This is a genomic window from Clostridium simiarum (assembly GCF_018919175.1).
In the GTDB taxonomy this organism is placed as follows: Bacteria; Bacillota; Clostridia; order Clostridiales; family Clostridiaceae; genus Clostridium_L; species Clostridium_L simiarum.
Genome location: NZ_JAHLQL010000002.1, coordinates 289,558 through 314,578 on the forward strand (window position 1 = coordinate 289,558; position 25,021 = coordinate 314,578).

A 25,021-nucleotide genomic window follows, 5' to 3' on the forward strand; every position below is an offset into this window, starting at 1 on the left:
TAAAATGACATTTGAATATAAGTTACTTAAATCAAGGTCAATAAAATCTAAATATTAATAAATTTTGAATTTATAGGAGTATACATCAGTGAAAATGAATTTTAGGTTTTGCATGGTTTTATTTGACCTTAATTTCTTTATAATTATAATGTATAACACTAAACTTACTACAAGGTGAAAGACAAGCTTACAATTCTGTAAGATTGTAGTTACGAACTGTCCCCTATATGACATGCTTTAAGAATATAATATTAAATTCTGTTCCCTGATTTTCCTTACTGGTTACATATATATTACCGTTTTGAGATTCTATTATGATTTTACTAAGTGAAAGTCCTATACCTATGCTAGTAGGATTTACAGAATTTCTTCCTTTGTAAAACCTTTCAAAAATCCTATTTATATCTTTTTCCTTTATACCATTACCACTATCTTTTATATTTATTTGAACATATACAGGAGTTTCTTCAGTGCTTATTTCTATAGTTCCGTTTTCAGGAGTATGTTCTATAGAGTTTTTTATTATGTTACTTAAGGCCTCAGCTGTCCAGTTTATATCATGATTAAAATTTATTTCTGCAACATTTACTATAAGGTTTTGATTCTTATTTTTAGAATTTAACTTTAAAGAGGATAGGGCTATTTGCAATGTTTCTTTTAAGTTATTTTTCTTCATTTCAAATTCTATTGATCCAGATTCTAATCTCATAAGTTTAAGAAGATTTATTATAAGCCACTCCATTCTTATAAGTTGTTTATTACTTTGTTGCAAAAAACTTCGTTGCTTTTTTTCATCTAAGTGTTCCTCTGTTAATAGTATTTCATTAAACATCATTAAAGAGGAGAGGGGAGTTTTTAGTTGGTGAGATATATCTGAAATAATATTTTTTAAAAAAATCTTTTCTTTATTTAAATTTTCAATATTGTGCTTTATTATTTTAGCCATTTCATTAAAGTTATGGGATAGTATTTGCATATCACCTTCACCATTAGAGAATAAACTTATGTCGAAATTACCTTTTATTATTTTTTCAGATTGCTCAGATAAAAGATTTATTTTATCATAAATTTTTTTGTAATTTATAGCAACTAAAAAGAAGAATATAAGAAGAATAAAAGATATATATGCTGGTATCTTTATATTTAGCGAATGAATTAATTCTTTAAATGTATTAGTATTATTTAATGAAAGCTCATCAGTATATCCATATTTATTTAATATTTCTTTTCCTTTAGAAATTTCTTCTACAGTTGGGCTTTTAGTAAATATGTGAATTATGTCTTTTTCTAACTCAGGATTTTCACTAAGAATCTTTCCAGCTAAGGCTATATTTTGGTTTATATATTCTTTGTTTAATTGATTAAGCTGAAAATTAAATATTAACAAGGTGGAAATCATCAATGTTATATATAAAAATAAAAATTTGTAAGTAAAACTTTTAATTTCTGGATTTCTAAATAAGTTTCCCATTATATACTGACTTTCAACATAAAATCAGTATTTTCACCTACCTTTCTTTATATGTGAATTTTAGAAGCCTTTTATCTGATGGACATCCAACGCCCATACTTTTTAAAGAAAACCCATCTTCATAACTTCAGATGAGTAAAGGACTACCGTCAAGCCATAGGCTTGGGGAGATACTTAACCGACTATCAGGAAACTATAGATTCAGGATATCTGTTTAAGAAACTCATCTTCATAACTTCAAATGAGTAAAGGAGTCACAAAGAGTGTAAATTTTGGTTCCCTGCTTAAGTGAAGGATATTAAGCTTTGAACTTTAGGGAGTTAGCTCTTATACTGAGGATAATTAATGCTAGGTGTATTTATAAGTACTTCTAAGGCTCGGATGGAGAGAAGTTCTACTAATAAGAAAACTCCACCTGAACCTAAGAATCACTTGATATTTTAGAAAAAATATTTTAATACGGACTAAACTTATTAATAATTTATTTTCTATAGTAATATAATTTTCCATCCTCTGTAGAGTACTGAATTAAAAGTTTATTATACAAATAAGCTATAAAGGCAGAGAGAGAACCTAGGTTTAGGTAATATTCATTAAAATTTAAGTTTATTTCATTTAATAAGCTTATGCTTTCTAAGAGCTCTTCCCTAGTTAAGGGCTGTTCTAAAAGTTCTAAACATTGGTTTATATATGTTTCTATATTTTTTATATTTATATTTGCAAGATATATTATCTCCTCTTTAGAATAAATGGATTTTGCGTGGCTTACCATAAAATAATCTGCATCTATATTTTTTATGTATTCTAAGGTGTTTAATGATTCTTCTATATTGTATAAATAGGGGAAAGGATATTTTTTCATGATTTCTTCACTAAATATAGAGTCGCCTAAATAACATACCCTATCTGGAGTTATAATTCCTATATGTTCCATTGAGTGTCCTTTCAGTGAAATTATCTCTATCTTTTCTTCATTGATTTTATTTATGCCATAGTCCAATATTACATCCACATTCATAGAAGTAGTGGATTTATTAATTTCTTTAGCAGCATAGGAAGAAAATAAGGCATAGGGCATAAGTTCAGGATTTTCCATAAATATTTTTTCTTTTAAAGAGGTATATACTGAGCATCCAGGATAGTTATTTAGAAAGTAATTATTTCCACCACAATGATCTAAGTGACTGTGTGTATTTATTATGTATTTAGGATGCAAATTATTATTAAGTAAGGCCTCTTGAACTTTTTTAGCAGAGGTATTATTTATACCTGTATCTATAAGAATGCAATTTTTATTTTTAAATGTGTATACCCCAATATTAGTACCAGATGGTATATAATAGCTGTTTCCATTGATTTTTATAAGTTCCATATTACATGTCCTCCTTGTATTATTAAACACATCTATTTAGATTATATCATCTATTAGAATAAATTTAAGAGAATAAAAATTTAGAGTAGACACAGACTAGATAATAAAATAAAGTTTATGTAAAGGTGATTAAAATGAATCATTTATATATTTTTATAAAATCCATAGTAACTTTTATAGTGCTTCTTATACTTGCAAGACTTATGGGAAGAAAACAACTCTCTCAAATAACATTTTTTGATTATATAGTAGGCATAACTATAGGGTCTATAGCAGGATCAGGAATTGTAGAGAGCAATATAGACATTTATGACACTATAATTGCCTTAGTTGTATGGGGGTTATTACCTGTAATTACCGGGTACATAAATTTGAAAAACATGCATATAAGAAAATTGATAGAGAGCGATCCCATGATAATAATACAAAATGGAATTGTAAATGAAAAAAACATGAGAAAAGTTAGATACAATATTGGAGATCTTTTGATGCAATTAAGAGAAAAGGGAGTATTTGATTTAAGTGAGGTAGAGTTTGCCTTACTAGAAGCCCATGGTGAGCTTAGTATACTTAAAAAGCCTTGTAATAGGGAGGTAACACTTAAGGATTTAAATATAAAGGGTGAATATAAGGGGCTTACCATAGAGGTTATACTAGATGGGGTTATATTGAAATCTCATTTAAATATTATAAATAAAGATGAAAAATGGATTTTTAATCAGCTAAAGAATAAAGGTATACAGGATATAAAGGAGGTTATATATGCAGGATATACCTGTGATGGAAGGTTAGAAATAATAGAAAGAAATAATTTTAAAAAATCAAATAAGATAAGAAAAAAATAATAAAAGTTAATTAAAACTAGGACTAATTATATGTAAGTGTAATTTAAAATAGGCAATTAAATAGTAGCTAAAAAGTTGACAATTTCATTTATGTTAAGTTATATTTAGGGAGATAGAAGACGTATTAATTATGGTTCAAGTTAAAAATCAATTAAAATGGGGGAGTGGAGTTTTATGGAAAATAATTATAAATTTTTTAGTAATCATAAGTGTGAATACTTTCCATGCCACAAGGTTAAAAATAAAGAAGAGTTTAATTGCTTATTTTGTTATTGCCCACTTTATTTTTTAGAGGAATGTGGAGGAAATAAGAATTATATAAATGGAATAAAGGATTGCTCAAACTGCTTAATACCTCATTCACCTAAAGGATATGACTATATAGTAGGAAAAATAATTGAGGTAAATAAGAAAAAAAGAGAAGCTGAAAAATAATAAGATTTATATATTGACTTTTAATTTTTATAAGCATATTATGAAAATGTGATACTAAGTAGTATCGTGGTTATATAAAAATTTTTTATACAATTAATTAATACAGAGTGATTCTTAACCTCATATGTGGTTTGCTTAAAGAAATATTTTACCACAATTGAAGATTAGAAGAACTTATAAAAGCTTGTAGCAGTTCTAACTCTTATGGGAGTATTAGTATTGTGAGATATAAGATATAAAATATAATATAGATCGTTAGGTGAGGTTACTATATAGATATATGCTACTGCCCAGAAATGTCGAGAGACGCCAACGGGTTAGCAGGTATTGTCGATTTAAGGCTCTACTTAATGTAGCTGACAGTTTTTAAAACTATGTCAAAGCTATTTAGTGCTAAAGCTCAACGAATGAAGGTTTATAAAAGTTTTTTGTGATGCCAAAAATCTCTTCATTCGTTTTGATGAAGAGATTTTTTTTATTATAATTGGGAGGTGAATATCCATGGAAGACGCCGGCATTGTAGGTAAACAGAGTCATATAAGAGAATATAAAGGTATAGATTCTCTTTTGGATATTCACCTGAGAGAGGATAGTTATACCTAATAAAAAAGGAGGTATTACTATGGAATTAAAAAATTTATTAAGTAATTTTGAGAAAGAGTATACAGCTATTTTATTGAAAAAGTTTAATACTTCACTAGAAGGATTAACAGAAAAAGAGGCAGAAGAAAGATTAGAAAAACACGGATTTAATGAATTAGAATGTGAAAAAAAACCTACTATAATAAAAAGAATATATGATAATATAAAGAACCCTCTTGTAATATTGCTAATGGTACTTGCTTTTATTTCATACTTAAGCGGGGACAATAAAGCTGCTATGGTAATGTGTGTAATGGTAGTGTTAGGAGTGGTTTTAAAGTTTTTTCAAGAACTTAGAGCTGATAATTCAGCAGAACAATTAAAATCTATGGTAAGAACTACAGCCACAGTAATAAGAGATGGTAAGGCAGAGGAAATTCCATTAAAAATGATAGTTCCAGGAGATATAATACATCTTTCTTCGGGAGATATGATTCCAGCAGATGTACAACTTTTAAGCTCGAAGGATTTGTTTGTAAATCAATCTGCACTTACAGGTGAATCTTTGCCTGTTGAAAAGATTATAAGTGATAAAAAATATGATAGTGATTTCGAAAATACTAATTTATGTTTTATGGGTACTAATGTAGAAAGTGGTACAGCTATAGCAATAGTATTAACCACAGGAAATGACACTTATTTTGGTAAGTTGACAAGTAAATTAGGAGAACAAAGAGAAGTTACAAGTTTTGATAAGGGAGTAAATAGATTTACATGGCTTATGATAAAGCTTATATTTATTATTGCTCCGGTGGTATTTTTAATAAATGCTTTAGTAAAGGGAGATTGGTTTGATTCATTTTTATTTGCAATAGCAATTGCTGTAGGATTAACACCAGAGATGCTACCTATGATAGTTACAGTTAATTTATCTAAGGGCGCTATAGCTATGTCCAAGAAGAAGGTAATAGTAAGAAGGTTAAATGCGCTTCAAAACTTTGGAGCTATGGACATATTATGCACAGATAAAACAGGAACCATAACCTGTGGGCGAGTAATATTGGAAAAATATTTAAATATATATGGGAAGGACAGTAATAGAGTTTTAAAGTATGGATATATAAATAGTTTCTACCAAACAGGATTAAAAAATATGATGGATGAAGCTATATTAGAACATGCTATAGATGGAGAAGATTTTGACATTAAAGATAAATACGAAAAAATAGATGAAATACCTTTTGATTTTATGAGAAAAAGAATGTCTGTAGTAGTAAGAAATAAAAGGATGGAAGATGTTTTAATATGTAAAGGGGCAGTAGAAGAGATTTTAAGTCTATGCAATAGATATGAGACAAAGGAAGGTACAGAGGCTTTTGAAGGGAAAATGACAGAAGAGATAGAAGGCATAGTAAGAGAATTAAATGAAGAAGGCTTTAGAGTTATAGCCATTGCTTATAAATTAGAAAATGCTAATAAGAAAGAATACTCTATTAAAGATGAAAGTGGGTTAACACTACTTGGATTTATGGCTTTTTTAGATCCACCAAAGGAGACTTCAAAAGAAGCTATAGCTAAGTTTCATGAATATAAGGTAGATGTAAAAGTTCTAACAGGCGATAATGAAATTGTAACTAAGAAAATATGTAAAGAGGTGGATCTTCCAATAGATTCAATATTACTTGGTAGTGATATTGACAATATGACTGAAGAGGAACTTCAAGAAGCAGCAGAAGTTACTACTATATTTGCAAAGCTTTCACCTATGCATAAAGAGAGGATAATAAAAGCTCTACAAAAGAAAAAACATGTAGTTGGGTTTATGGGTGATGGTATAAATGATGCTCCAGCTCTTAAAGCAGGGGATGTGGGTATTTCTGTAAATACAGCTGTAGATATAGCAAAAGAATCCTCAGATATAATACTTTTAGAGAACAATCTATTAGTATTGGAGGAGGGAATGTTAGAGGGAAGAAGAATATTTGGTAATATAATTAAATATATAAAGATGACAGCAAGCTCTAACTTCGGAAATATGTTCAGCGTTATAGGTGCAAGCATATTTGTTCCTTTCTTGCCAATGCTTCCAATTCAAATTTTAACAAATAATTTATTATATGATATATCACAAACAGCTATACCTACTGATAAAGTGGATGAAGAGTGGGTAGCAAAGCCAAGAAAATGGGAAATAGACGAGATAAAAAGATATATATTCCATATAGGCCCTATAAGTTCCATATTCGATTATGCCACTTATTTTATAATGCTTTATGTATTTAAGGCTTTTAATAATCCAGCTTTATTCCAAACTGGATGGTTCTTAGAATCACTTATAACACAAACAGTAATAATTCATGTTATAAGAACAAATAAGTTGCCATTTATTCAAAGTAGAGCAAGTAAGCCTCTTACTATAACTTCCTTAATAATAATGGCTGCTGGAATAATATTAATTAATTCACCTTTAGGATCTGCTTTTGGATTCACTAAATTACCTCTATCTTATTATCCTATATTATTGCTTACTATAATTTTTTATATATTGTTAACGCAATTGGTTAAAAATTGGTATATAAAGAAATATGAAGTAGAATAAAATATATTGACAATTTAAAAAGTTGTGGATATAATATAGTACAAATCTATGAAGAGAAGAGTAAATATTTATTGAGTACTTAAAGAGAGTCGGGAATGGTGGAAACCCGATAGGAAATTTAATATTGAAAGACATCTCAGAGATGTTTGTCTGAAATTAAAGTAGGGCAAATCGGATTTCACCGTTATAGGATTTAAAGTGAACTTTAATGTATAGTTAAAGAGGATGGTACCGTGGGCAAAGCTCACTCCTAATTGGAGTGGGCTTTTTTTAGTGAATCTTTAAATAAAAGCCATCATTTTTAACAAAAAGGTTTATTCTAGAGAAACATTTTTATTTATATTAAAGTTAACTAGGGTGGTACCACGAAGTTTTTCGTCCCTTGAGATTTCTCAAGGGATTTTGTTTTCCTGGGAAATAATTTGTAGAAAATATATTTAATAAGTCAATTACTATGAATATAGGAGGTAGGAAAATATTATGAAAAGAATATTGATAAGTGAGTTAAAAGAAGAGTTTATAAATGAAAAAGTCCTTATAAAAGGTTGGGTTCATAGAATTAGAATTCTTAAAAAGGTAACTTTTATATTAGTTAGGGATAGGTCAGGTGTAGTACAATGTGTAATTGATAATGAAAGTATTAATAATGTGGAATTGAAAAATGAGTCCGTAATAGAAATTGTAGGAAAAGTAGTAAGTAGCCAGAATAAGATCAGTAATATAGAAGTTGTAGTTGAAAATATAAATATTTTATCAAAAGTTAAGGATGAGTTACCTATAGAAGTAAACAATGGTTTAGACATAAAGTTAGAAACTATGTTAGATAACAGAGTATTAAGTCTTAGAAAAGAGAATATAAATTTTATATTGAAGGTTAAAGCTATATTAGCCCAAGGTTTTAGAGAGTTTTTAATAAGGGATGGTTTTACGGAGATTTTCACACCTAAAATAGTTAAGGATGGAGCAGAGGGAGGAACGAATTTATTTAATTTAAAGTACTTTGAAAATACTGCCTACCTTGCTCAAAGTCCACAATTTTATAAACAGATGATGGTGGCAGCAGGTTATGAAAAGGTGTTTGAAATAGCTCATGTATATAGAGCAGAGGAACATGATACAAGAAGACATCTAAATGAATATGTAAGCATGGACTTAGAGATGGGATTTATTGAGGATGAGAAAGATATAATGAGAATAGAAAATCAACTGCTTATATATTTAATGGAAAAACTAAGATTAGAAATGTCAGAGGAAGAAGAAAAATTTGAATTTCATATACCTAAAGTTCCTGAAACGATACCTTATATAACATTTAAAGAGGCTAAACAGATATTAAAAAAACATTATAATAAGATAAACTCAGAGGAGGATTTAGACCCTCAATGTGAGGAATTGATTTACGAATATGCTAAAACCTATCTAGATTCAGAGTTTATATTTATAACAGATTATCCTAAAAGTAAAAGACCTATGTATGCCATGCCTAAAGGAGAAAACTTAACACATTCCTTTGACCTTATTTTTAGAGGCATGGAAATAACTACAGGAGGGCAAAGAATCCATGACTATGACATGTTAGTAAATAACTTTATAAACAAAGGATTAGATCCTTCAAATTTTGGGTCTTATACTGAAATATTTAAATACGGAGTCCCGCCTCATGGAGGCCTAGCCATAGGATTAGAAAGATTAACCTGTCAGATACTAGGACTAAAAAATGTAAGAGAAGCTTCAGCTTTTCCTAGAGATAGACAAAGGTTATTGCCCTAGATATTGTAAAACCAAGCGAAAGTAACCTTTAGGTTAAATTTCTAGTTTCAGTTAAAGGGTAGCTTCACTGATTCAATAGTGGAGAATTAATCTTTGGTGGCTTCTAGTATATTACACAAAATACAAAAGTAGCACTAGTTATTTAAATAGATATCTTATTAAAAAATACTAGCCACTATTTGAAGTTTAAGTGGCTAGTATATCTCAATATTGAAGATTAAGTATATGGTAAATTAGATTTTAGTTAATTTATATGTAATTATGTAATAGAAAAAATCTTAGAACAATTAATACCTAGTAATGGAAAAACTCTCTTTTAAATTATTTCTAAATTTAACTCCTTTAAAAAATTAGAAATATCTTCATTAGGGGAAGATTCTGTTATTATTGAGTGGATGTCATACAAATCTGCAAATTTAAATTTGCCATCGTAATAAAACTTAGAATTTTCCATAACTAAAAATATTTTTTTACTAGACTTTATTATAGCTTTTTTTGCAAAGTTATCCTCAATGGATAAAGTGGTTATACTTTTGTCAAAAACATTCACGCCACAACTACCTATAAAGGCTTTATCAATATTGTAGTTTCCTATGTTTTCAATGGACATAGGATCAACGAAACCACTGATTTCTTTATCTAAAATGCCACCAGTGCAAATAACCTTTATATTATTCTCGGAATTGTTCAGTATAGGTAATACATCAAGCATATTTGTTATTACAGTAATTTTTTTAGGGCTTTCGTTTAGAAATTCAGCCAAAAGCACATTGGTAGTAGAAATATCAAGAAAAATCACATCTCCATCATTAATTAGTTCAAATGCTTTTTTAGCAATAAGAATTTTTGTTTCTATATTATAATACTTTCTTAGCTTTACTCCAGGAATATTAGCTGACTTTCTAGCAAGTATACCGCCACCATAGATTCTTTCAACAATACCTTGACTTTCTAAAGTTTTTAGATCTTTTCTTATGCAGTCTTCCGAAACTGAAAATTCTTCACTTAGTTTTTTAACAATTACCTTACCATCTTTTTTTAAAATATTTATAATAGCTTCATGTCTTTCCTTTGCAAACATATTATCACCCTTTTGATTCATTTAATTAAATTATATAACAAGAAATAATAGCAAACAATATTAAATAATAAAAATAAATAAAAGAATTAGGGATGCTTTATAAAGGATATATTTTAAAAAGATGCACTTTCCAAAGATACACTAAATGTTAATAGAGTATTACATTTTCATATAAAAGTTATTTTTATAGTATAATAAAGCATATAGTAGTGAATGTTTCTACAAAATATATTGTTTATATAGATTTTTACAAGGTGAATTTTAGGAGGATAAAATGAGAAAAGAATATATAAATTATTTACAGGAAGTACCTATAAATGTTTCATTATTAAATATAGAAGGATATCCATTGCATTGGCATGATTCTATAGAAATACTTTATGTATTAGAAGGAAAGATAAAGGTTACCATAGAAACAGAAATTTATGAGGTTGAATCTGGAGAACTTGAGATAATAAATTGTGATGAGGCTCATAGTTATGAAAATATAGATGGGGAAAATAAAGTATTGATGTTTCAAATAGACCCTAACTTCTTTGAAAAATACTTTAATGACATACGGAGTGTGTTCTTCTATACTAATTCCTCAGAGGAAGGGGCACAGGAAGAAGAAAAATACCATATTTTAAGAAGGTATTTATCTATAATCTTATGTGAACTAATCCAAAAAGGAGATAAGTATGAAGACTATATAGAAGATACTTTGGTTGAACTTTTGTACCATTTAATAAATGATTTTCATCAGCTTATATATGAAAAGGAAGATTTAAAGGAAAATGAGGAACAGTTTGAAAGATACGATAGAATAGTTAGATACATTTATAATAATTATAAAGATAAGATAAGTCTTCAGGATATAGCTAAAAAAGAGTACTTAAGTTCATATTATCTTTCTCATGAAATTAAAAATACTGTAGGTTATGGATTTAAAGATTTTTTAAATTTAACCAGAGTTGAGGAATCAGTAAAGTTACTTTTAGATTCCGATAAAACTGTATCTGAGATTTCAGAGGAACTAGGTTTTTCTCATATAAGATATTTTAACAAACATTTTAAGAAGCACTACATGTGTACACCCTTGCAGTATAGAAAAAAATACAAGGTAGATGATGATACTTTAGAAAAGATGAAAAAAACTCAAGAATTAGATGTTAAAGAAGCTTTAGAATACATTTTATTATATCTTGAGGATTATGATAGATTTAATTATGAGGATAGGATATTTAAAATAAACATAGATGCTTCAGCAGAAGGAGAGGAATTTGAAGAAGAGTTTAATGACTTTATAAATTTAGGAGATGCTAGAGACTTATTAAAAGAAAAGCAAAGAACTTTTATTACTGCTATACAAAATGATATGGAGTTTAAGTATGCCTTAATAGACAAGGTATTTTCGGAAGAAATGGGTGTGGCCATTGGTCATAGTGAGTTTTATAATTGGCAAGAGGTACGAAGAGTTATAGCCTTTTTATTATCTATTAATTTAAGACCTTTTATAATATTAGAAAAATCTATGTTTTCTTCTGAAGGATTTGATGCATTAAAGAGTTTTATAAAGTTTTTTAGAGAGCTTTATGGAGATTATGAGATAGGAAAGTGGAGAATTCAGCTTTCTAATATTGAAGAATTAGAAGGATTGGATCAATTAGAATATATTCGGGAATTAAAGGAATTGTTAGAATATCATTTTGAATTGGTTAATGTAAAAATTGATGTTACTAACAGAGATGCCATATATGATACTTCCTACATGATACCTTATATAATTGAAAATACTACAAAGGGTAATGGGTTTTATTTTAAAGCATTTGACCAAACAGATTTTAGTGAAGATTTAAACAATGAATTATTCATGGGAGATAACGGGATAATAACACAAAATGGCATCAGAAAGCCTTCTTATTATGCTTATTACCTTTTATCTAAACTTGGAAATGTGATGATTGAAAAAGGGGAAGGCTATATTGTAACTAAATCTGGAGATGATATTCAGATATTACTTTATACTTACAATGAGGATATAGATAAAATAATATCATTTCATGACATTTTAAAAAGAAGAGGAAGTAAAAATATAGCAGAAAGAAACTTTTCTCTTAATATAATAAATTTGATAGATGATTATACTGTAACTAAATATGAGATAAATGAAACAACAGGCTCTATTTATAATTATTGGATAAATTTTGGAAGACCCAGCAGGATTAATGATGAAGAATTAGAGCTTTTAAGAAAAGCATCTTTTCCTAGCATATCTTTCAGTTTTGCCAAAAAAAGTTCTGTATTTAACATAGTAACTAAGGTAAAAGGGTACGGAGCTATCCTATTTGAGCTTAAAAGAGTACAAAAATACGATTATTAAGGTTCTTTTTTGCTTATTCAGCTATAAATGTCCTTTTGGGACAAAGCAAAATAGTACTTTATTCTAAGCATTTAAGTGAGTGTACTTAAATGCTTTTTTCTAATACAATTATAGTATAAGTGTTTCAACGATGAAAATAATTTTGTTATAAACTTTGTATTGCAATATAAAGCGTAAATTATGAAAGGTTGTGAGAAATACCTAAAATAATAAAATTAAAACGAAAGGGAGAAGTGATTAGTATGGCACTAAATAGCAAATCTATTGCTAAGAGTAGCGAAGATTTTGCCACGGGTAACGTAAGTAAGGTATTAGTAAAGTTTGCCATACCAGCAATAATATCCTTATTAGTTGCAGAGCTTTATAATATGGTAGATACTATGTTTGTTGGTAAAGCTATAGGGGGGACAGCCATAGGAGCTTTAACTATAGCCTTTCCTGTGCAACGACTTATAATATCCATTGGACTTTTAATTGCAGTAGGAGCATCTACAGCAGTGGCGCGAAGTCTTGGAGAAGGGGATCATTCTAAATTAAAACATATTATAGCTAATGCATTAACTTTAATGTTAATAAGCATATCTACTATAATAGTAATTATATTCGTATTTAAAAATAGTATAATTAGATTTTTAGGTGCAACGGATAATATTTTTCCTTATGCAAATGAATATATTAGCATTGTAATATTAGGTGGAGTATTCCAATGTTTTACAGCAATAATAGGTTATATCTTAACTGCTTTAGGAAATGCAAAAGCCAATTTAATAGCTACCTCAATAGGAGCTATATGTAATGTAATAATAGACTACTTTTTAGTTATTGTCTTATCTTTTGGAGTTAAAGGGGCTGCAATTGCCACTGTAATATCACAAATCGTTTCAGCTGCTTATGCATATTATCATTTCTTAAAGATAAAAAAGAGTTTTAATATTTCTTTAAGTTTCAATCTAAAAGGTGACATAACCAAATCAATAATAGCCATAGGATTTTCTACTTTTATAATAGAAATATCTGATGCTATTGTGGCAGTTATATTAAATAATGTATTGAGTGCTCATGGAGATATTGCCATAATTATAGTTGGTGTTATTTCTAGGGTGTCCATGTTTATGTATATAGCTATGCTTGGAATTACTTCTGCTATGCAACCTATAGTTGCTTATAACTATGGAGCAGAAAATTATAAAAGAGTTAAAGAAGTGGTTAAAAAGTCTACCATTGCAGTAATGATGACTTCTATGGTTTTATGGGCTTTCTTGCTTATATTTGCAAGAGGTGTAATCGGAAGCTTTGTTAAGGAAACGGATATTTTGGTGGAGGCTGTTAAGGCTTTTAGAATTGTTATATCAGTATTCCCTTGTGTTGGAGTATATTTTGTAGCAATTTACTATTATCAGGCAATTGAAGAAGCCAGATTATCATTAATCTTGTCTATATATAGACAACTCTTGATATTTATACCTGTGTTATTTATTTTGATAAGATTCTTTGGAGTTATGGGAACTTGGATTTCCTATCCTGTGGCAGATATAATTTCTGCACTTACAGGAATCTATTACTTAAAAAGTGGACTGTCGGCTATGGACGAAATGGACATGGACCAAAAGGAAGCTTTACGAAAAGAAAGATCAATTGGAGCGGCTCAAAGGAGCTATTAAAATATGGGGACAGTTCATAAAAATTATAGTTAGGGACAGTCCTTGAAAATAGAAATACTATAATTAGCTTGTATGAGTGTTTAGCTTGTGCAAGCTTTTTTATTTATAAAATATGGGGACAGTTCATAAAAGTTATAGTTAGGGACAGTCCTTGAAAATAGAAATACTATAATTACTTCTATGAGCGTTTATATTGTACAAGCCCTTTTATTTATTAATGACTTGTACTTTATTATATAATTATTGTGAATTTAAAAGTACAAATAAGATAAAGTATGGTATATTTATAATATGTTATAGAATTATTTAAAAGGGTATAAGGGAGGGAAATGAATGAAAAAGGTAGGGAGTTTTACATTAGCTTTGTCTTTAATTTTTTTAGGTACAGTATTGATCACAAGGCAGATGGATCCAATTATGGCAAACTTTATATTTAAATTTTGGCCAAGTATTTTCATTCTTTTAGGAATAGAATATTTAATAACTTATAGTATTAATAAAAGTGAGAATAGAAGAAACAGCTTTAACTTTGGAGTTCTAATTATGGTTTTAGTGTTTTTAGTTATAGAGGGAATTTATGGGTTGAAGATAAATATGCTTGATAGATTTAGGCATGTTGATAAGGGATATGTAAATGAGTTTAATATAGATAAATTTATTAGTGGAAGAAAAATTAATATATCTAAAGAAGAAACTCTTTTTAATAATAATATTGAAGTTTATGGCAGGAATGCAAACATAACTTTAGAAAAAGCAAAAGAAGGGGTTATTAATTTACAAGGAGATGTTTATCTAAAGGAAGATTACAAGGGTGATAATTATGACGTAAAAGTAGAAAGAAAGGGTGACACTATACTTATTAAGTTAGACGATGATTATATAAAAAGTGTTGACTTAGTTATACAAATTCCTAATGGTGCTACTATAAGTTTTGATATAAACAATTTACAAATAAAAAGTGAAGATGACATGAGAGACACAGATATTGAAATAAAGAGCAATAATGGAAACTTTAATTTAGATAATTTTAAGTCCATATATTTAAAAAATAATAACTGTAATGTAAATGTTAGAAATACTAAGATTATAGATATTTATTCTAATAATTCTAAAATTAGTGTTGAAAATGATGTAGAAAAACTAAATATAAAGTCAAATATTAGTAGTATAGATATAGATGGAGATATATTAGAAGAGGGTAAGATCGATGTGGATAGTGGGAAGATTAGTATGAATTCTTCGAAGAAGAATAAATTAGATATAGAACTTTCTAAAGGTGCTGTATTGTCTATTGATAATGAAAAAATAACCGGAAGTACCTTTAAGAGGGATGAAGGAGAAGGTAGTTTGAAAGTAAGAACAAAAGTAGGGATTATCAATATAAACCAAGGAAAATATGATTTTTAGTATTTGATTTTTACAGTGTGATGAGGAGGTATGAAAGGCATCTATTGAATAAGGGACTTTAGTTGTAATGAATAAATTCCATAATGTGTTTAAGGAAAAAAATTAATAACATAGTAAGAAGGTAAACATAAAAAACTTATGTAAAAAGATGAAAAAGATAAGCTTAATTTATAGAAAAGGGGACTGAATTACTTGAATCTAAAAAAATATAAAGAAAAAAAGTACTTTAACTTGGTTTTAGCTATTGTTATAGCCTATATATTGATAAAACTTATAGATAATCATGCATACTTTTATGGTGGTTTTATAAAGTTAACTTCAATAGTATCTCCTTTTATATATGCTTTTATAATAGCATATATATTAAATCCTATAATGAAATTTTTTGAAAAAAGATTTAAAGTGAAAAGAGGAGTTAGTATATTATTAACTTATATACTGATATTGGGAATAGTAACTGTTACTAGCATATATTTAATTCCTAAAATTAGCAACAGTATAATTGATATATTAAAAAATGTGCCTTATTTTGCAGGGGAAACTCAAAAATGGTTTAATGATTTAATAAGTAATAGTAAATTAGATAGCTTGTTAAGTTCATCAACTTTATCAGCTCTTAATTTTAATAGCTTTTTATCGAAAATAAGCAATTTTAGTATAACATTCTTAAATTTACTATTATCTAAGACTATAACATTTACAAGTTATTTAATTAAATGGGTCTTTGGATTCCTTATAGCAATATATATTTTGTTTGATAAGGAAAATATAATTAGCTGGTTTAAAAAGATATGCTATATAACATTTAAAGATAGGACTTCAGATAAATTAATATCTTTAATTAAAAATCTTCATAATATGGTTGGAGCTTATGTTGGAACAAAAGCTATTGATTCTTCCATAATAGGAGTTTTAGCATTTGTAGGACTAACCATAATAGGGTCTTCTTATGGGTTATTAATAGCAGTAATAGTAGGAATTACTAATATGATACCTTACTTTGGACCATTTATAGGTATGGTAGTAGCCTTTGTAATAAATGTATTTTTTAGTCCTTTAAAAGCATTTATAGCACTAATATTTTTATTTGTTTTACAGCAATTTGATGCATGGTACCTAGATCCAAAACTTATAGGAGGAAAGGTAGGATTAAGCCCTTTCTTAGTTATATTTGCAGTAACATTAGGTGGAGGACTTTATGGTCCAGTAGGAATGGTATTATTTGTTCCTATTGTAGCTGTGGTAAAAGTTTATTTAGATAAATTTATAGAAAGACAAGTTAAAAAAAATAACAAAGTAGAGGAATTGGATGAGGTTTAGTAATTAATTTTTGCATCATTAAGTATATTTATAAAAATACACTTAATAATAAATTACTATATGGGATAAAATATTTTGAGCATATAATATAATAAGGGGCAATGAAAATGTTTAAGAAAAAGTATAAGGTATTAAGACCTTTTAATCATAATGTAGTTTTATGCAAAAAAGATGATAAAGAATGTATATTGATAGGCAAAGGTATTGGTTTTGGAGTAAAACCTGGGGATTGCATAAGTAAGGTTGATAACATAGAAAAAGAATTTTTTCTTGTAAGTGATAATAATAAAGAAAATTTTAAAAATTTAACAGATACTGTGGATGAAAATATCATTGGAGTTACTGAAGAGGCTATAGCTAAGATTTCAAAACAGTTTAACAAGGAATTAAATGAAAAAATACATGTAACTTTGCCAGATCACATTGCTTTTTCTTTAAAAAGATTGCAAAACGGAATAGAAGTTAAGAATGTACTACTGCATGAAATAAAATTTCTTTATAAAGAAGAGTTTGAGGCTGCAGAAGAAATATTAATAACCATAAATGAAAGACTAAATGTTAATTTATCACGAGATGAAATTGGATTTATTGCAATGCATATTCACGCTGCTATTACTAACCAAGATGTTTCAAAATCAGCAATGGATACAGCCATAATAACTGATATGATAAAGTTTATAGATCAAAATATTAATAATGGTTTAGATAAAAACAGCTTGGAATACTGTAGATTGCTTACCCACTTGAGATTTGCTTTGGAGCGTGTAAGAAATAATTCAAATATTGAGAACATATTAATAAGTACTATTAAGGAGAATTACAAGGACACTTATGAAATTGCTGAAAGATTAGCTAAGATGATTGAAGAGGAATATAATATAATATTTCCAGAAGGGGAAATTGGATATCTTACTATCCATTTACAAAATATACTTACTAATAGTTAAAGAAATTTCTATTAAAGGACTTGGCTTTTTATGAAATATGTATTATTATTAAATAAAGAATGAATTTTTTAAAAAGCGTGTTACTGGTAATGCAGGCATGAGCTTAAAGGATTTATGGTGGGTTCCGTAAGTCTTTTAAGCTCTTTTTATTATATACAATGTGGATCATTTATAGTATTCTCATCTTTCTTAGATGAGATATGACGGAGTTTATGCACATAGATAGCCTATTCTAGCTTTAGATTGAGAGAGGTTTTAGTAAAAACTTATCTAAAATAAATTTTAGAATAACTTGATAAAGAGCTTAAATTAAATTTTTTCTTTAACAAATCAGGCTGATCATAAGGGTGATAAGAGTTTTGGTTAGAAATATCTATAAAATAAACTCGGAGCTACGTAGTTATAGACAAATAAATATTTTTATGTTAAAAGGTGAATTTTCTAAAAGGGTATGAGTTTAAATAAACTGTTATTATAATTAAATTCTAATTTTATAGATATTAGATTTACTAAAACAAATTGCCTTATTATTTTTAGCATAAATTAATTTTTGTAAGGAGGTATTATTATGGCTAATGCAATTTCACCTAAAGTACTTGCGCAAAATATAAATGATCTTGTTGGTGGAAAAGAAAACGTTTTACAAGTTGCTTATTGTATGACACGTCTTAGACTTACACTTGCTGATAAATCTAATGTAGATAAGGAAGCAATAAAAAAAGTAGATGGCGTTATGGGTGTTGTAGAACAGGGAGATCAAGTTCAAATAATTTTAGGACCTGGAAGAGTTACAAAGGTTGCCAATGAATTTGGACAGATTGTTGGATTAGGAGTGGGCGAGGTAGATGAAGCAAAGTTAAGAAAAGAAGAAATCAAGGCTAAAAATTCTACCCCTTTTAAACTTTTCTTGAAAAAATTATCAAGCATATTTATTCCTCTTATTCCTGCATTCATAGCTTGCGGTCTTGTAACTGGAATTTTAAATATAGTATTGAAATTTAACCCAGGATTTGGAGAAGGACCAATTGGTGGATTATTAAAGATTGCAGGTAATGCAGTTTTCTATGGATTAAATTTATTTGTTGGTGTTAATGCTGCTAAAGAATTCGGAGGATCTCCGATGCTTGGTGGTGTTATGGCTGCTATAGTTTCCCATCCAGAACTTGCTAAAGTTATATTATGGGGAAAACCATTAGTACCTGGTAGAGGTGGAATAATAGCTGTTTTATTGGTGGTAGCATTTTCAAGTTGGTTAGAAAAGAAGGTAAGAGATGTTATACCAGAATCTTTAGATTTATTCTTGACACCTCTTATAGTTATATTAATTTCATGCTTTGCTGCAATACTAGCTCTACAGCCTCTTGGTGGATTTATATCTGATACCATAGGAAATGCTACAAAGGTTGCAATAGCAGGAGGTGGAGCATTTACAGGATTTGCCCTTGGAGGAACTTTCTTGCCACTTGTAATGACAGGACTTCATCAAGGACTTACACCTATACATGCTGATTTACTTAAAACTACAGGAGAAAATTTATTATTACCAATACTAGCTATGGCTGGGGCTGGACAAATTGGAGCAGCGATTGCTGTACTTGTGAGAACTAAGAATCAAAGATTAAAGAAAACTATAATATCAGCGCTTCCAGTTGGTCTAATGGGAGTAGGTGAGCCTTTAATATATGGTGTTACCTTACCACTTGGAAAACCATTTATAGGAGCGTGCATTGGGGGAGCTTTTGGTGGAGCGGCACAAGCATTTCTAAAAGTTGCTTCTACTAGTATGGGATTATCAGGTTTACCATTAGCGCTTATTACAAACAAACCTGCTTTATTTTTAATAGGATTAGTAGTTGCTTATGCAGCTGGTTTTGCTGCTACTTTATTACTTGGGTTTGAAGATCCAATTGAATAATTTAAGGCTTATTCAGTATATGGAGTTAAATGTAGATTAAGTAAAAATGTAGAGCAAAAAATGCTCTACATTTTTATTAATCATAGGGACAGTTCATAAAAATATAATTTTAAGATTAAAAATATAGAGGTGATTTTTTGAGTAAAGGTATCTCAATTTTTTTAGGTATGGATTATACATTAGAAGAGAATATAAAGTATATGGAAAAGGCAAAAAAAGAAGGATTTGACAGAATTTTTACTTCCTTACATATACCAGAGGCAAATTATGTTGAAATTATAGAGGAATTTAAATATATCATTGAAAAAGCAAAAGAATTAGAGATGATAGTTATTGCAGATATATCTCCTTCGGGCTTTAAATTTTTGGGATTAGAACATAAGGATTTAAAGGGTATTAAAAAACTTGGCGTAGATGTATTAAGAATTGATTTTGGGTTTTCATGTGAGGATATTGCTGAATTTACACGAAATGATTATGGAGTAAAAATAGAGATAAATGCTAGTACGGTTACAGAAAAATTTTTAAAGGAATTTGAAAGTTTTAATCCAAACTATGATAACATGCAAGCTTGTCATAATTATTATCCTAGAATTAATACTGGAATCTCTGTAGAGAGTTTTAAAAGAAAAAATAAATTGTTAAATAAATATGGAGTTAAAATAAGTGCTTTTGTGCCATCGTTAATTAATAAAAGAGGACCTATTTATGAAGGGCTTCCAACTTTAGAAATACATAGATTTAACCCACCTAGAATAAGTGCGAAACACTTGTATGCATTAGGGATACATAGTGTATTTTTTGGAGATAGTATAGCATCAGATAAGGAATTATTAGGTGTAGGAAAACTTAGAGAGGATTTAATAGAATTTGATATAGAAGTATTAACAAATAGTGACTTAGAAAAAAGAATTTTATTTAGAGATTTTCACTCTAATAGAAGTGACTCAGCAGAGGATGTCATAAGATCTGTAGAGTCAAGATTAGAAGTCAATAAAGATAATAAAATTAGTGAATCCAATAATATTTTAAGAAAAAAGGGCTATATTACAATAGATAACGATAATTATTTAAGATATTCAGGAGAATTGCAAATTTGTAAAAAAGATTTACCAGAAGATAAAAGAGTTAATGTAGTGGGAAAAATCAAGAATGAAGAGTTGTTTTTATTAGACCTCATAGAAGATGACAGTAAGTTTAGCTTTATAGAATAAAATTAAGGGACAGTTCATAAAAGTAAATTTTATGAACTGTCCCTTAATTAATTTAAATAGCATAAATCTTGAAAAGGAGAAGTATAGGAGGTAGTTTTAGATTTATAATTATTACTATATTTAAACTTTTTAACAAAAATAAATAATATAGTAATTTAGGGAGAGTAATATTTATAAGATTTGCTTTAATCCATTTATTACTCAGTATGTTACTATGATTTTTGTATAAAATAATAAAGAAGTTGTAAAGGAGGGTGTAAAGATGAAGAAAGTTAGAAAACAAAATGGTAGTTTTGAAAATAAAGTAGAACAATTAATAGATTTGGTAGAAAAACATACTAGAACTGAAAGGCATTTAGAGCAACATTCTGATATAGCATCACCAGAAAACATAGCTAATGCAGAAAAGATTCAAGAGTTCAGAGAAGATGAAATAGCTACATTAAAAGATAATATAGCTAATAGCGGTGAAAGTTATGATGAACAATTAAACAATTTGAAGGATAATTATTCTAAGGCAGAAACGTATATTGCATATAATCAAGATACTATGTCTTCACAGGATTTAGAAAGTGCAAAAGAAAAACAAAGGCATAGAAAAGAACAAATTAATATTTTAGAGTAATAATTAGGGACAGTTCATAAAAATTATTTATATGAACTGTCCCTAATTCTGTTTTGATTAAAAGGAAATCTTATATGCTTAAATAACAATTGCTTTTTTCATAGTAGTATAATCATTGTTGAAGGGAGAGTATAAATTATAATTATTTATCAATATTAAGTTCAGAGAGTCCATGAAATTTATTAATTTATAATTTTTAAGGGGTGAACAGATTGAAAATAAAGGGGTTTAAAAATTTAAAAAAGAATTTTAATAAAAATGCATTACTTTACTTAGGTGGTATATCATTTTTTTATATATGCATGGGAGCTTTTAATATGCTTCAAGGTATATATATAAAGGAGCTAAATGTAGATGAAGGGTTCTTAGGCTTAATTCTTAGCTTGAAAACATTTGCACTAGCTATTTTTTCAATACCTTGTGCAATGATTGTAAATAAAATAGGAAAGAAAAAGGGTATTTTATTAACCATGACAATTGTACCACTTATTATAATATTGCAGGGAATATCTCAAGATAAATGGATAATTCTTATATTATCAATATTACAAGGTGGAGCAAATAGCTTTATGATGGTCTCAGAAGGACCTTTTTTTATGGAAAATACTAATAGTAGAAATAGAATAAAATTATTTAGCTATTCTTTTGCTGATAATGTATTTTCAACTATGTTTGGATATTTTATTTTTGGGCAAATATCAGGGGGATTCATAAGGCTATTTGGAGATATTAAAGCTCTCAGATACTCTATAATAATTTCTGGATTACTTGGTTTAACATCTATATTTTTTATTATTTTTATAAAAGATAATAAAGCATGTGTAGTTGAAGATAGATCTATGTTCTTTAAGAACATAGCTAAAATATCTAAAAAAAAGTATCCATTAAAGTTTTTGGTTTATAACTTAATTATTGGATTTGGGGCAGGTCTTGTAGTGCCATATTTTAATGTTTATTTAAAGTATAAAGTTAATGCTAGCACTGAGCAAATTGGATTTATAATGTCTTTGGCACAAGCTGCAATGGGTATAGGTGGATTGATAACACCATATATGGCTGCTAAATATGGAAGGATTAAAACTATTATTATATGTCAAGTAGCATCAATACCATTTTTAATGCTTATAGCCCTTCCTCCTAATATAGTAATTGTTGCTGGAGCATTATTTATTAGAAATGGATTGATGAATATGGCTGGGCCTGTAGTCGGAAATTTATCTATGGAGCTAATTGAGGAGAATGAAAGATCAATATTTGCAAGTATAAATAATATATCAAATAATTTGAGCAGAGCCTTAAGCGCTGTGGTTGGGGGCTTTATAATGAATAAGTTTTCTCATGGGTATGAGGTTCCGTATTTCATAACATCTATAATGTACATTATAGCAACAGTATATTTTTATAAGTCATTTAGAGGATTTGATAAAAAATCAAAGGATTTAGAGGAAAGAAAAACTAGCAAAGCTGCAATTGTTTAGAATTATAGGGACAGTTCATAAAAAATTTAAAGTGCAATAGGATAAGGAGTATGACAGGATAATTATAAGAACTATTATTTAAAGAATAAAAATAAAGTATTTGCTAATATAAAACAATTTAATGAGAATAATAAGAGCATAGATTACCTTATTATAAATATGTCTTTATGTATAGGAGATGATATTTTGAAAAAGTTGGACAGAGAATTTTATAAAAGAGATACACTTATAGTAGCACAAGAGTTATTGGGCAAGATCTTAGTGAAAAAGATAAATAATCAATTTATTATGGGGAGAATTGTAGAAGTTGAAGCTTATAAAGGGCTTATAGATAAGGCTGCACATTCCTATGGTGGCAAGATTACCAATAGAAATAGGATAATGTATGGTGATGGAGGATATGCTTACGTATTTTTGATTTATGGAATGTACTATTGTATGAATATTGTAACTTCTACTATAGGCAATCCAGAAGCTGCATTAATAAGAGGGATAGAACCTTTAGATGGAGTTAACATTATGAGTGAACTTAGATTTAACAAAAGTTTTAATGATCTCAGTAAAAAAGAAAAGAGAAATCTAAGTAATGGACCAGGTAAGCTTTGTTTGGCTTTTAATATAACTAAAGAAGAGAATGGCATGGATATGTGTGGCGACGATTTGTATGTTTTAGATAATACAATGGATCCAATGAATAATATCAATATAGCAACTTCTAAAAGAATAAATATTGATTATTCTGAAGAAGCAAAAGATTTTCATTGGAGGTTTTTTATAAAAGATAACATGTATGTATCTAAAGGTTAGGGACAGTTCATAATTTTTAACAACATGTATATTTATTCAACATAGGGCAAGAATTCAAATATGCTTAAGTGAAGATTAATCAAATATCGATCTAAGGCTTAGCATATAGAATTATATTAAGGTAGAGGTGAGTAACTTGCCAAGAGGTGCTCGAATAAAAAAGCAAGATGGAATATATCATATAATATTAAGAAGTATTAGCGAGATACAGCTCTTTAAGATAGATGAGGATAAAGATCAATTTCTTAAATATTTAAAAAAGTATAAGATCCAATTTGGTTTTAGATTGTATGCTTATTGTATAATGTCTAATCATGTTCATCTTATAATTGATTCCAATGGAGCTGATATATCAAGAATAATGCATGGTATTAATCAAAGTTATGCTCAATATTATAATAGAAAATATAGCAGGTATGGACACTTATTTCAAGATAGATTTAAAAGTAAGATAGTTGAAAGTGAGAGGTATTTTATAGCTTTAAGTTTGTATATACATAATAATCCTAAAGATATTGTTAAATATAGAAATAATATAGAAAAGTATAGATACTCTAGTTTGGGTATTTACTTAGGATTTAGAAAAGATGAGGAGGGTATATTAGACAGAAGGATGCTTATAAATTTGCTCTCTGGTAATTATAAAAAATTTAAAACCAAATACAAAATTATGTTAAATATGAATGTAAGTGAAGAGGAATTTGAAAAATATGATTTTAAACTAGAAAAAAATTATTATAAATACAAAAGTGATAGAATAGTAATAAGTAGAAATAATTCACATTTGTTAATTCTAGATATATTATTACAAAAATTTAATGTTAAAAAAGATGTATTATTTTTAAAAAATAATACATATATATGTGAATTTAAAAGTATTTTTGTATTATTATGTAGAAATCTATGTAATATGACGTATAAAGAATTGGGAAAAATTTTAATAAATAATTCTCAACCTAACTTATCAAAACTTTGCTCTAAAGGTATAAATCTTGTAATGAAAAATGTTAAATATAAAAATATTGTTGATACAGTATATAAAGAATTATGTTTGGGTTAATAGGTAATTAAATAAATTTTAAATAAAATCAAAGAAAAGATGTATTAAAATATATAAAAAAAGGGTTCTA

Annotated in this window: 18 protein-coding genes, 1 riboswitch and 1 other annotated feature; of the genes, 15 read left to right on the plus strand and 3 right to left on the minus strand. The window is 28.1% G+C overall.

All coding sequences use genetic code 11. From position 1 onward, the window contains the following. Nucleotides 1-223 precede the first annotated feature (223 nt). Together KQI89_RS09325 and KQI89_RS09330 are read right to left on the minus strand one after the other, a co-directional pair. The gene (locus tag KQI89_RS09325; RefSeq protein WP_216456875.1) at nucleotides 224-1,471 is read right to left on the minus strand and encodes a sensor histidine kinase; all 1,248 of its coding nucleotides are present in this window, start codon (nucleotides 1,469-1,471) and stop codon (nucleotides 224-226) included. A 481-nt stretch (nucleotides 1,472-1,952) separates the two neighbouring features. Then, nucleotides 1,953-2,843, minus strand: a complete 891-nt coding sequence (locus KQI89_RS09330; RefSeq protein ID WP_216456876.1) for an MBL fold metallo-hydrolase — start codon at nucleotides 2,841-2,843, stop codon at nucleotides 1,953-1,955. A 134-nt stretch (nucleotides 2,844-2,977) separates the two neighbouring features. Here KQI89_RS09330 and KQI89_RS09335 point away from each other — a divergent pair, with 134 nt between their 5' ends. The 4 genes from KQI89_RS09335 to aspS all read left to right on the plus strand — a co-directional run bounded on the left by KQI89_RS09335 (nucleotide 2,978) and on the right by aspS (nucleotide 9,074). Then, complete coding sequence (locus KQI89_RS09335; RefSeq protein WP_216456877.1) at nucleotides 2,978-3,688, plus strand: DUF421 domain-containing protein; 711 nt, start codon at nucleotides 2,978-2,980, stop codon at nucleotides 3,686-3,688. A gap of 174 nt (nucleotides 3,689-3,862) precedes the next feature. Then, nucleotides 3,863-4,123, plus strand: a complete 261-nt coding sequence (locus tag KQI89_RS09340; protein WP_216456878.1) for a cysteine-rich small domain-containing protein — start codon at nucleotides 3,863-3,865, stop codon at nucleotides 4,121-4,123. 244 nt (nucleotides 4,124-4,367) lie between these two features. Continuing rightward, a riboswitch (M-box (ykoK) riboswitch) is annotated at nucleotides 4,368-4,542 on the plus strand. A 203-nt stretch (nucleotides 4,543-4,745) separates the two neighbouring features. Continuing rightward, the gene (mgtA, locus tag KQI89_RS09345) at nucleotides 4,746-7,304 is read left to right on the plus strand and encodes a magnesium-translocating P-type ATPase (protein ID WP_216456879.1); all 2,559 of its coding nucleotides are present in this window, start codon (nucleotides 4,746-4,748) and stop codon (nucleotides 7,302-7,304) included. 39 nt (nucleotides 7,305-7,343) lie between these two features. Then, nucleotides 7,344-7,559: a binding site (T-box leader), on the plus strand. A 225-nt stretch (nucleotides 7,560-7,784) separates the two neighbouring features. Further along, nucleotides 7,785-9,074, plus strand: a complete 1,290-nt coding sequence (aspS, locus tag KQI89_RS09350; protein WP_216456880.1) for an aspartate--tRNA(Asn) ligase — start codon at nucleotides 7,785-7,787, stop codon at nucleotides 9,072-9,074. 316 nt (nucleotides 9,075-9,390) lie between these two features. On the opposite strand, the gene KQI89_RS09355 is transcribed toward aspS, so the two are convergent. Further along, nucleotides 9,391-10,155 carry a DeoR/GlpR family DNA-binding transcription regulator gene (locus KQI89_RS09355; RefSeq protein WP_216456881.1) on the minus strand — a complete coding sequence of 255 codons (765 nt, stop codon included), beginning with the start codon at nucleotides 10,153-10,155 and terminating at the stop codon, nucleotides 9,391-9,393. A gap of 274 nt (nucleotides 10,156-10,429) precedes the next feature. Here KQI89_RS09355 and KQI89_RS09360 point away from each other — a divergent pair, with 274 nt between their 5' ends. The 11 genes from KQI89_RS09360 (at nucleotide 10,430) to KQI89_RS09410 (ending at nucleotide 24,951) form a co-directional block, all read left to right on the plus strand. Beyond that, a complete protein-coding gene (locus KQI89_RS09360; protein WP_216456882.1) occupies nucleotides 10,430-12,517 on the plus strand; it encodes a helix-turn-helix domain-containing protein in 2,088 nt (695 codons plus the stop codon). Nucleotides 12,518-12,759: 242 nt separating this feature from the next. Next, nucleotides 12,760-14,178, plus strand: coding sequence for an MATE family efflux transporter (locus tag KQI89_RS09365; protein ID WP_216456883.1), 1,419 nt, complete (start codon nucleotides 12,760-12,762; stop codon nucleotides 14,176-14,178). Nucleotides 14,179-14,511: 333 nt separating this feature from the next. After that, complete coding sequence (locus KQI89_RS09370; RefSeq protein WP_216456884.1) at nucleotides 14,512-15,585, plus strand: LiaI-LiaF-like domain-containing protein; 1,074 nt, start codon at nucleotides 14,512-14,514, stop codon at nucleotides 15,583-15,585. 192 nt (nucleotides 15,586-15,777) lie between these two features. Then, nucleotides 15,778-16,905 carry an AI-2E family transporter gene (locus KQI89_RS09375; RefSeq protein WP_216456885.1) on the plus strand — a complete coding sequence of 376 codons (1,128 nt, stop codon included), beginning with the start codon at nucleotides 15,778-15,780 and terminating at the stop codon, nucleotides 16,903-16,905. 107 nt (nucleotides 16,906-17,012) lie between these two features. Further along, on the plus strand, nucleotides 17,013-17,852 hold the full coding sequence (locus tag KQI89_RS09380) for a PRD domain-containing protein (protein WP_216456886.1): 840 nt from the start codon (nucleotides 17,013-17,015) through the stop codon (nucleotides 17,850-17,852). A gap of 568 nt (nucleotides 17,853-18,420) precedes the next feature. Beyond that, entirely contained in the window at nucleotides 18,421-19,767 is a 1,347-nt protein-coding gene (locus KQI89_RS09385; protein ID WP_032120599.1) for a PTS transporter subunit EIIC, read from the plus strand. 137 nt (nucleotides 19,768-19,904) lie between these two features. Beyond that, nucleotides 19,905-20,981: a DUF871 domain-containing protein gene (locus KQI89_RS09390; protein ID WP_216456887.1), complete on the plus strand. Its 1,077-nt coding sequence runs from the start codon at nucleotides 19,905-19,907 to the stop codon at nucleotides 20,979-20,981. Between the two features lie 262 nt (nucleotides 20,982-21,243). Further along, nucleotides 21,244-21,606: a hypothetical protein gene (locus KQI89_RS09395; RefSeq protein ID WP_216456888.1), complete on the plus strand. Its 363-nt coding sequence runs from the start codon at nucleotides 21,244-21,246 to the stop codon at nucleotides 21,604-21,606. Nucleotides 21,607-21,818: 212 nt separating this feature from the next. After that, nucleotides 21,819-23,084 (plus strand): MFS transporter, encoded by a 1,266-nt coding sequence (locus KQI89_RS09400; RefSeq protein WP_216456889.1) that lies wholly within the window; start codon nucleotides 21,819-21,821, stop codon nucleotides 23,082-23,084. Nucleotides 23,085-23,270: 186 nt separating this feature from the next. Beyond that, nucleotides 23,271-23,891, plus strand: coding sequence for a DNA-3-methyladenine glycosylase (locus KQI89_RS09405; RefSeq protein ID WP_246583047.1), 621 nt, complete (start codon nucleotides 23,271-23,273; stop codon nucleotides 23,889-23,891). Between the two features lie 136 nt (nucleotides 23,892-24,027). Next, nucleotides 24,028-24,951, plus strand: coding sequence for a transposase (locus KQI89_RS09410; protein ID WP_032120604.1), 924 nt, complete (start codon nucleotides 24,028-24,030; stop codon nucleotides 24,949-24,951). The last annotated feature ends 70 nt before the right edge of the window (nucleotides 24,952-25,021 follow it).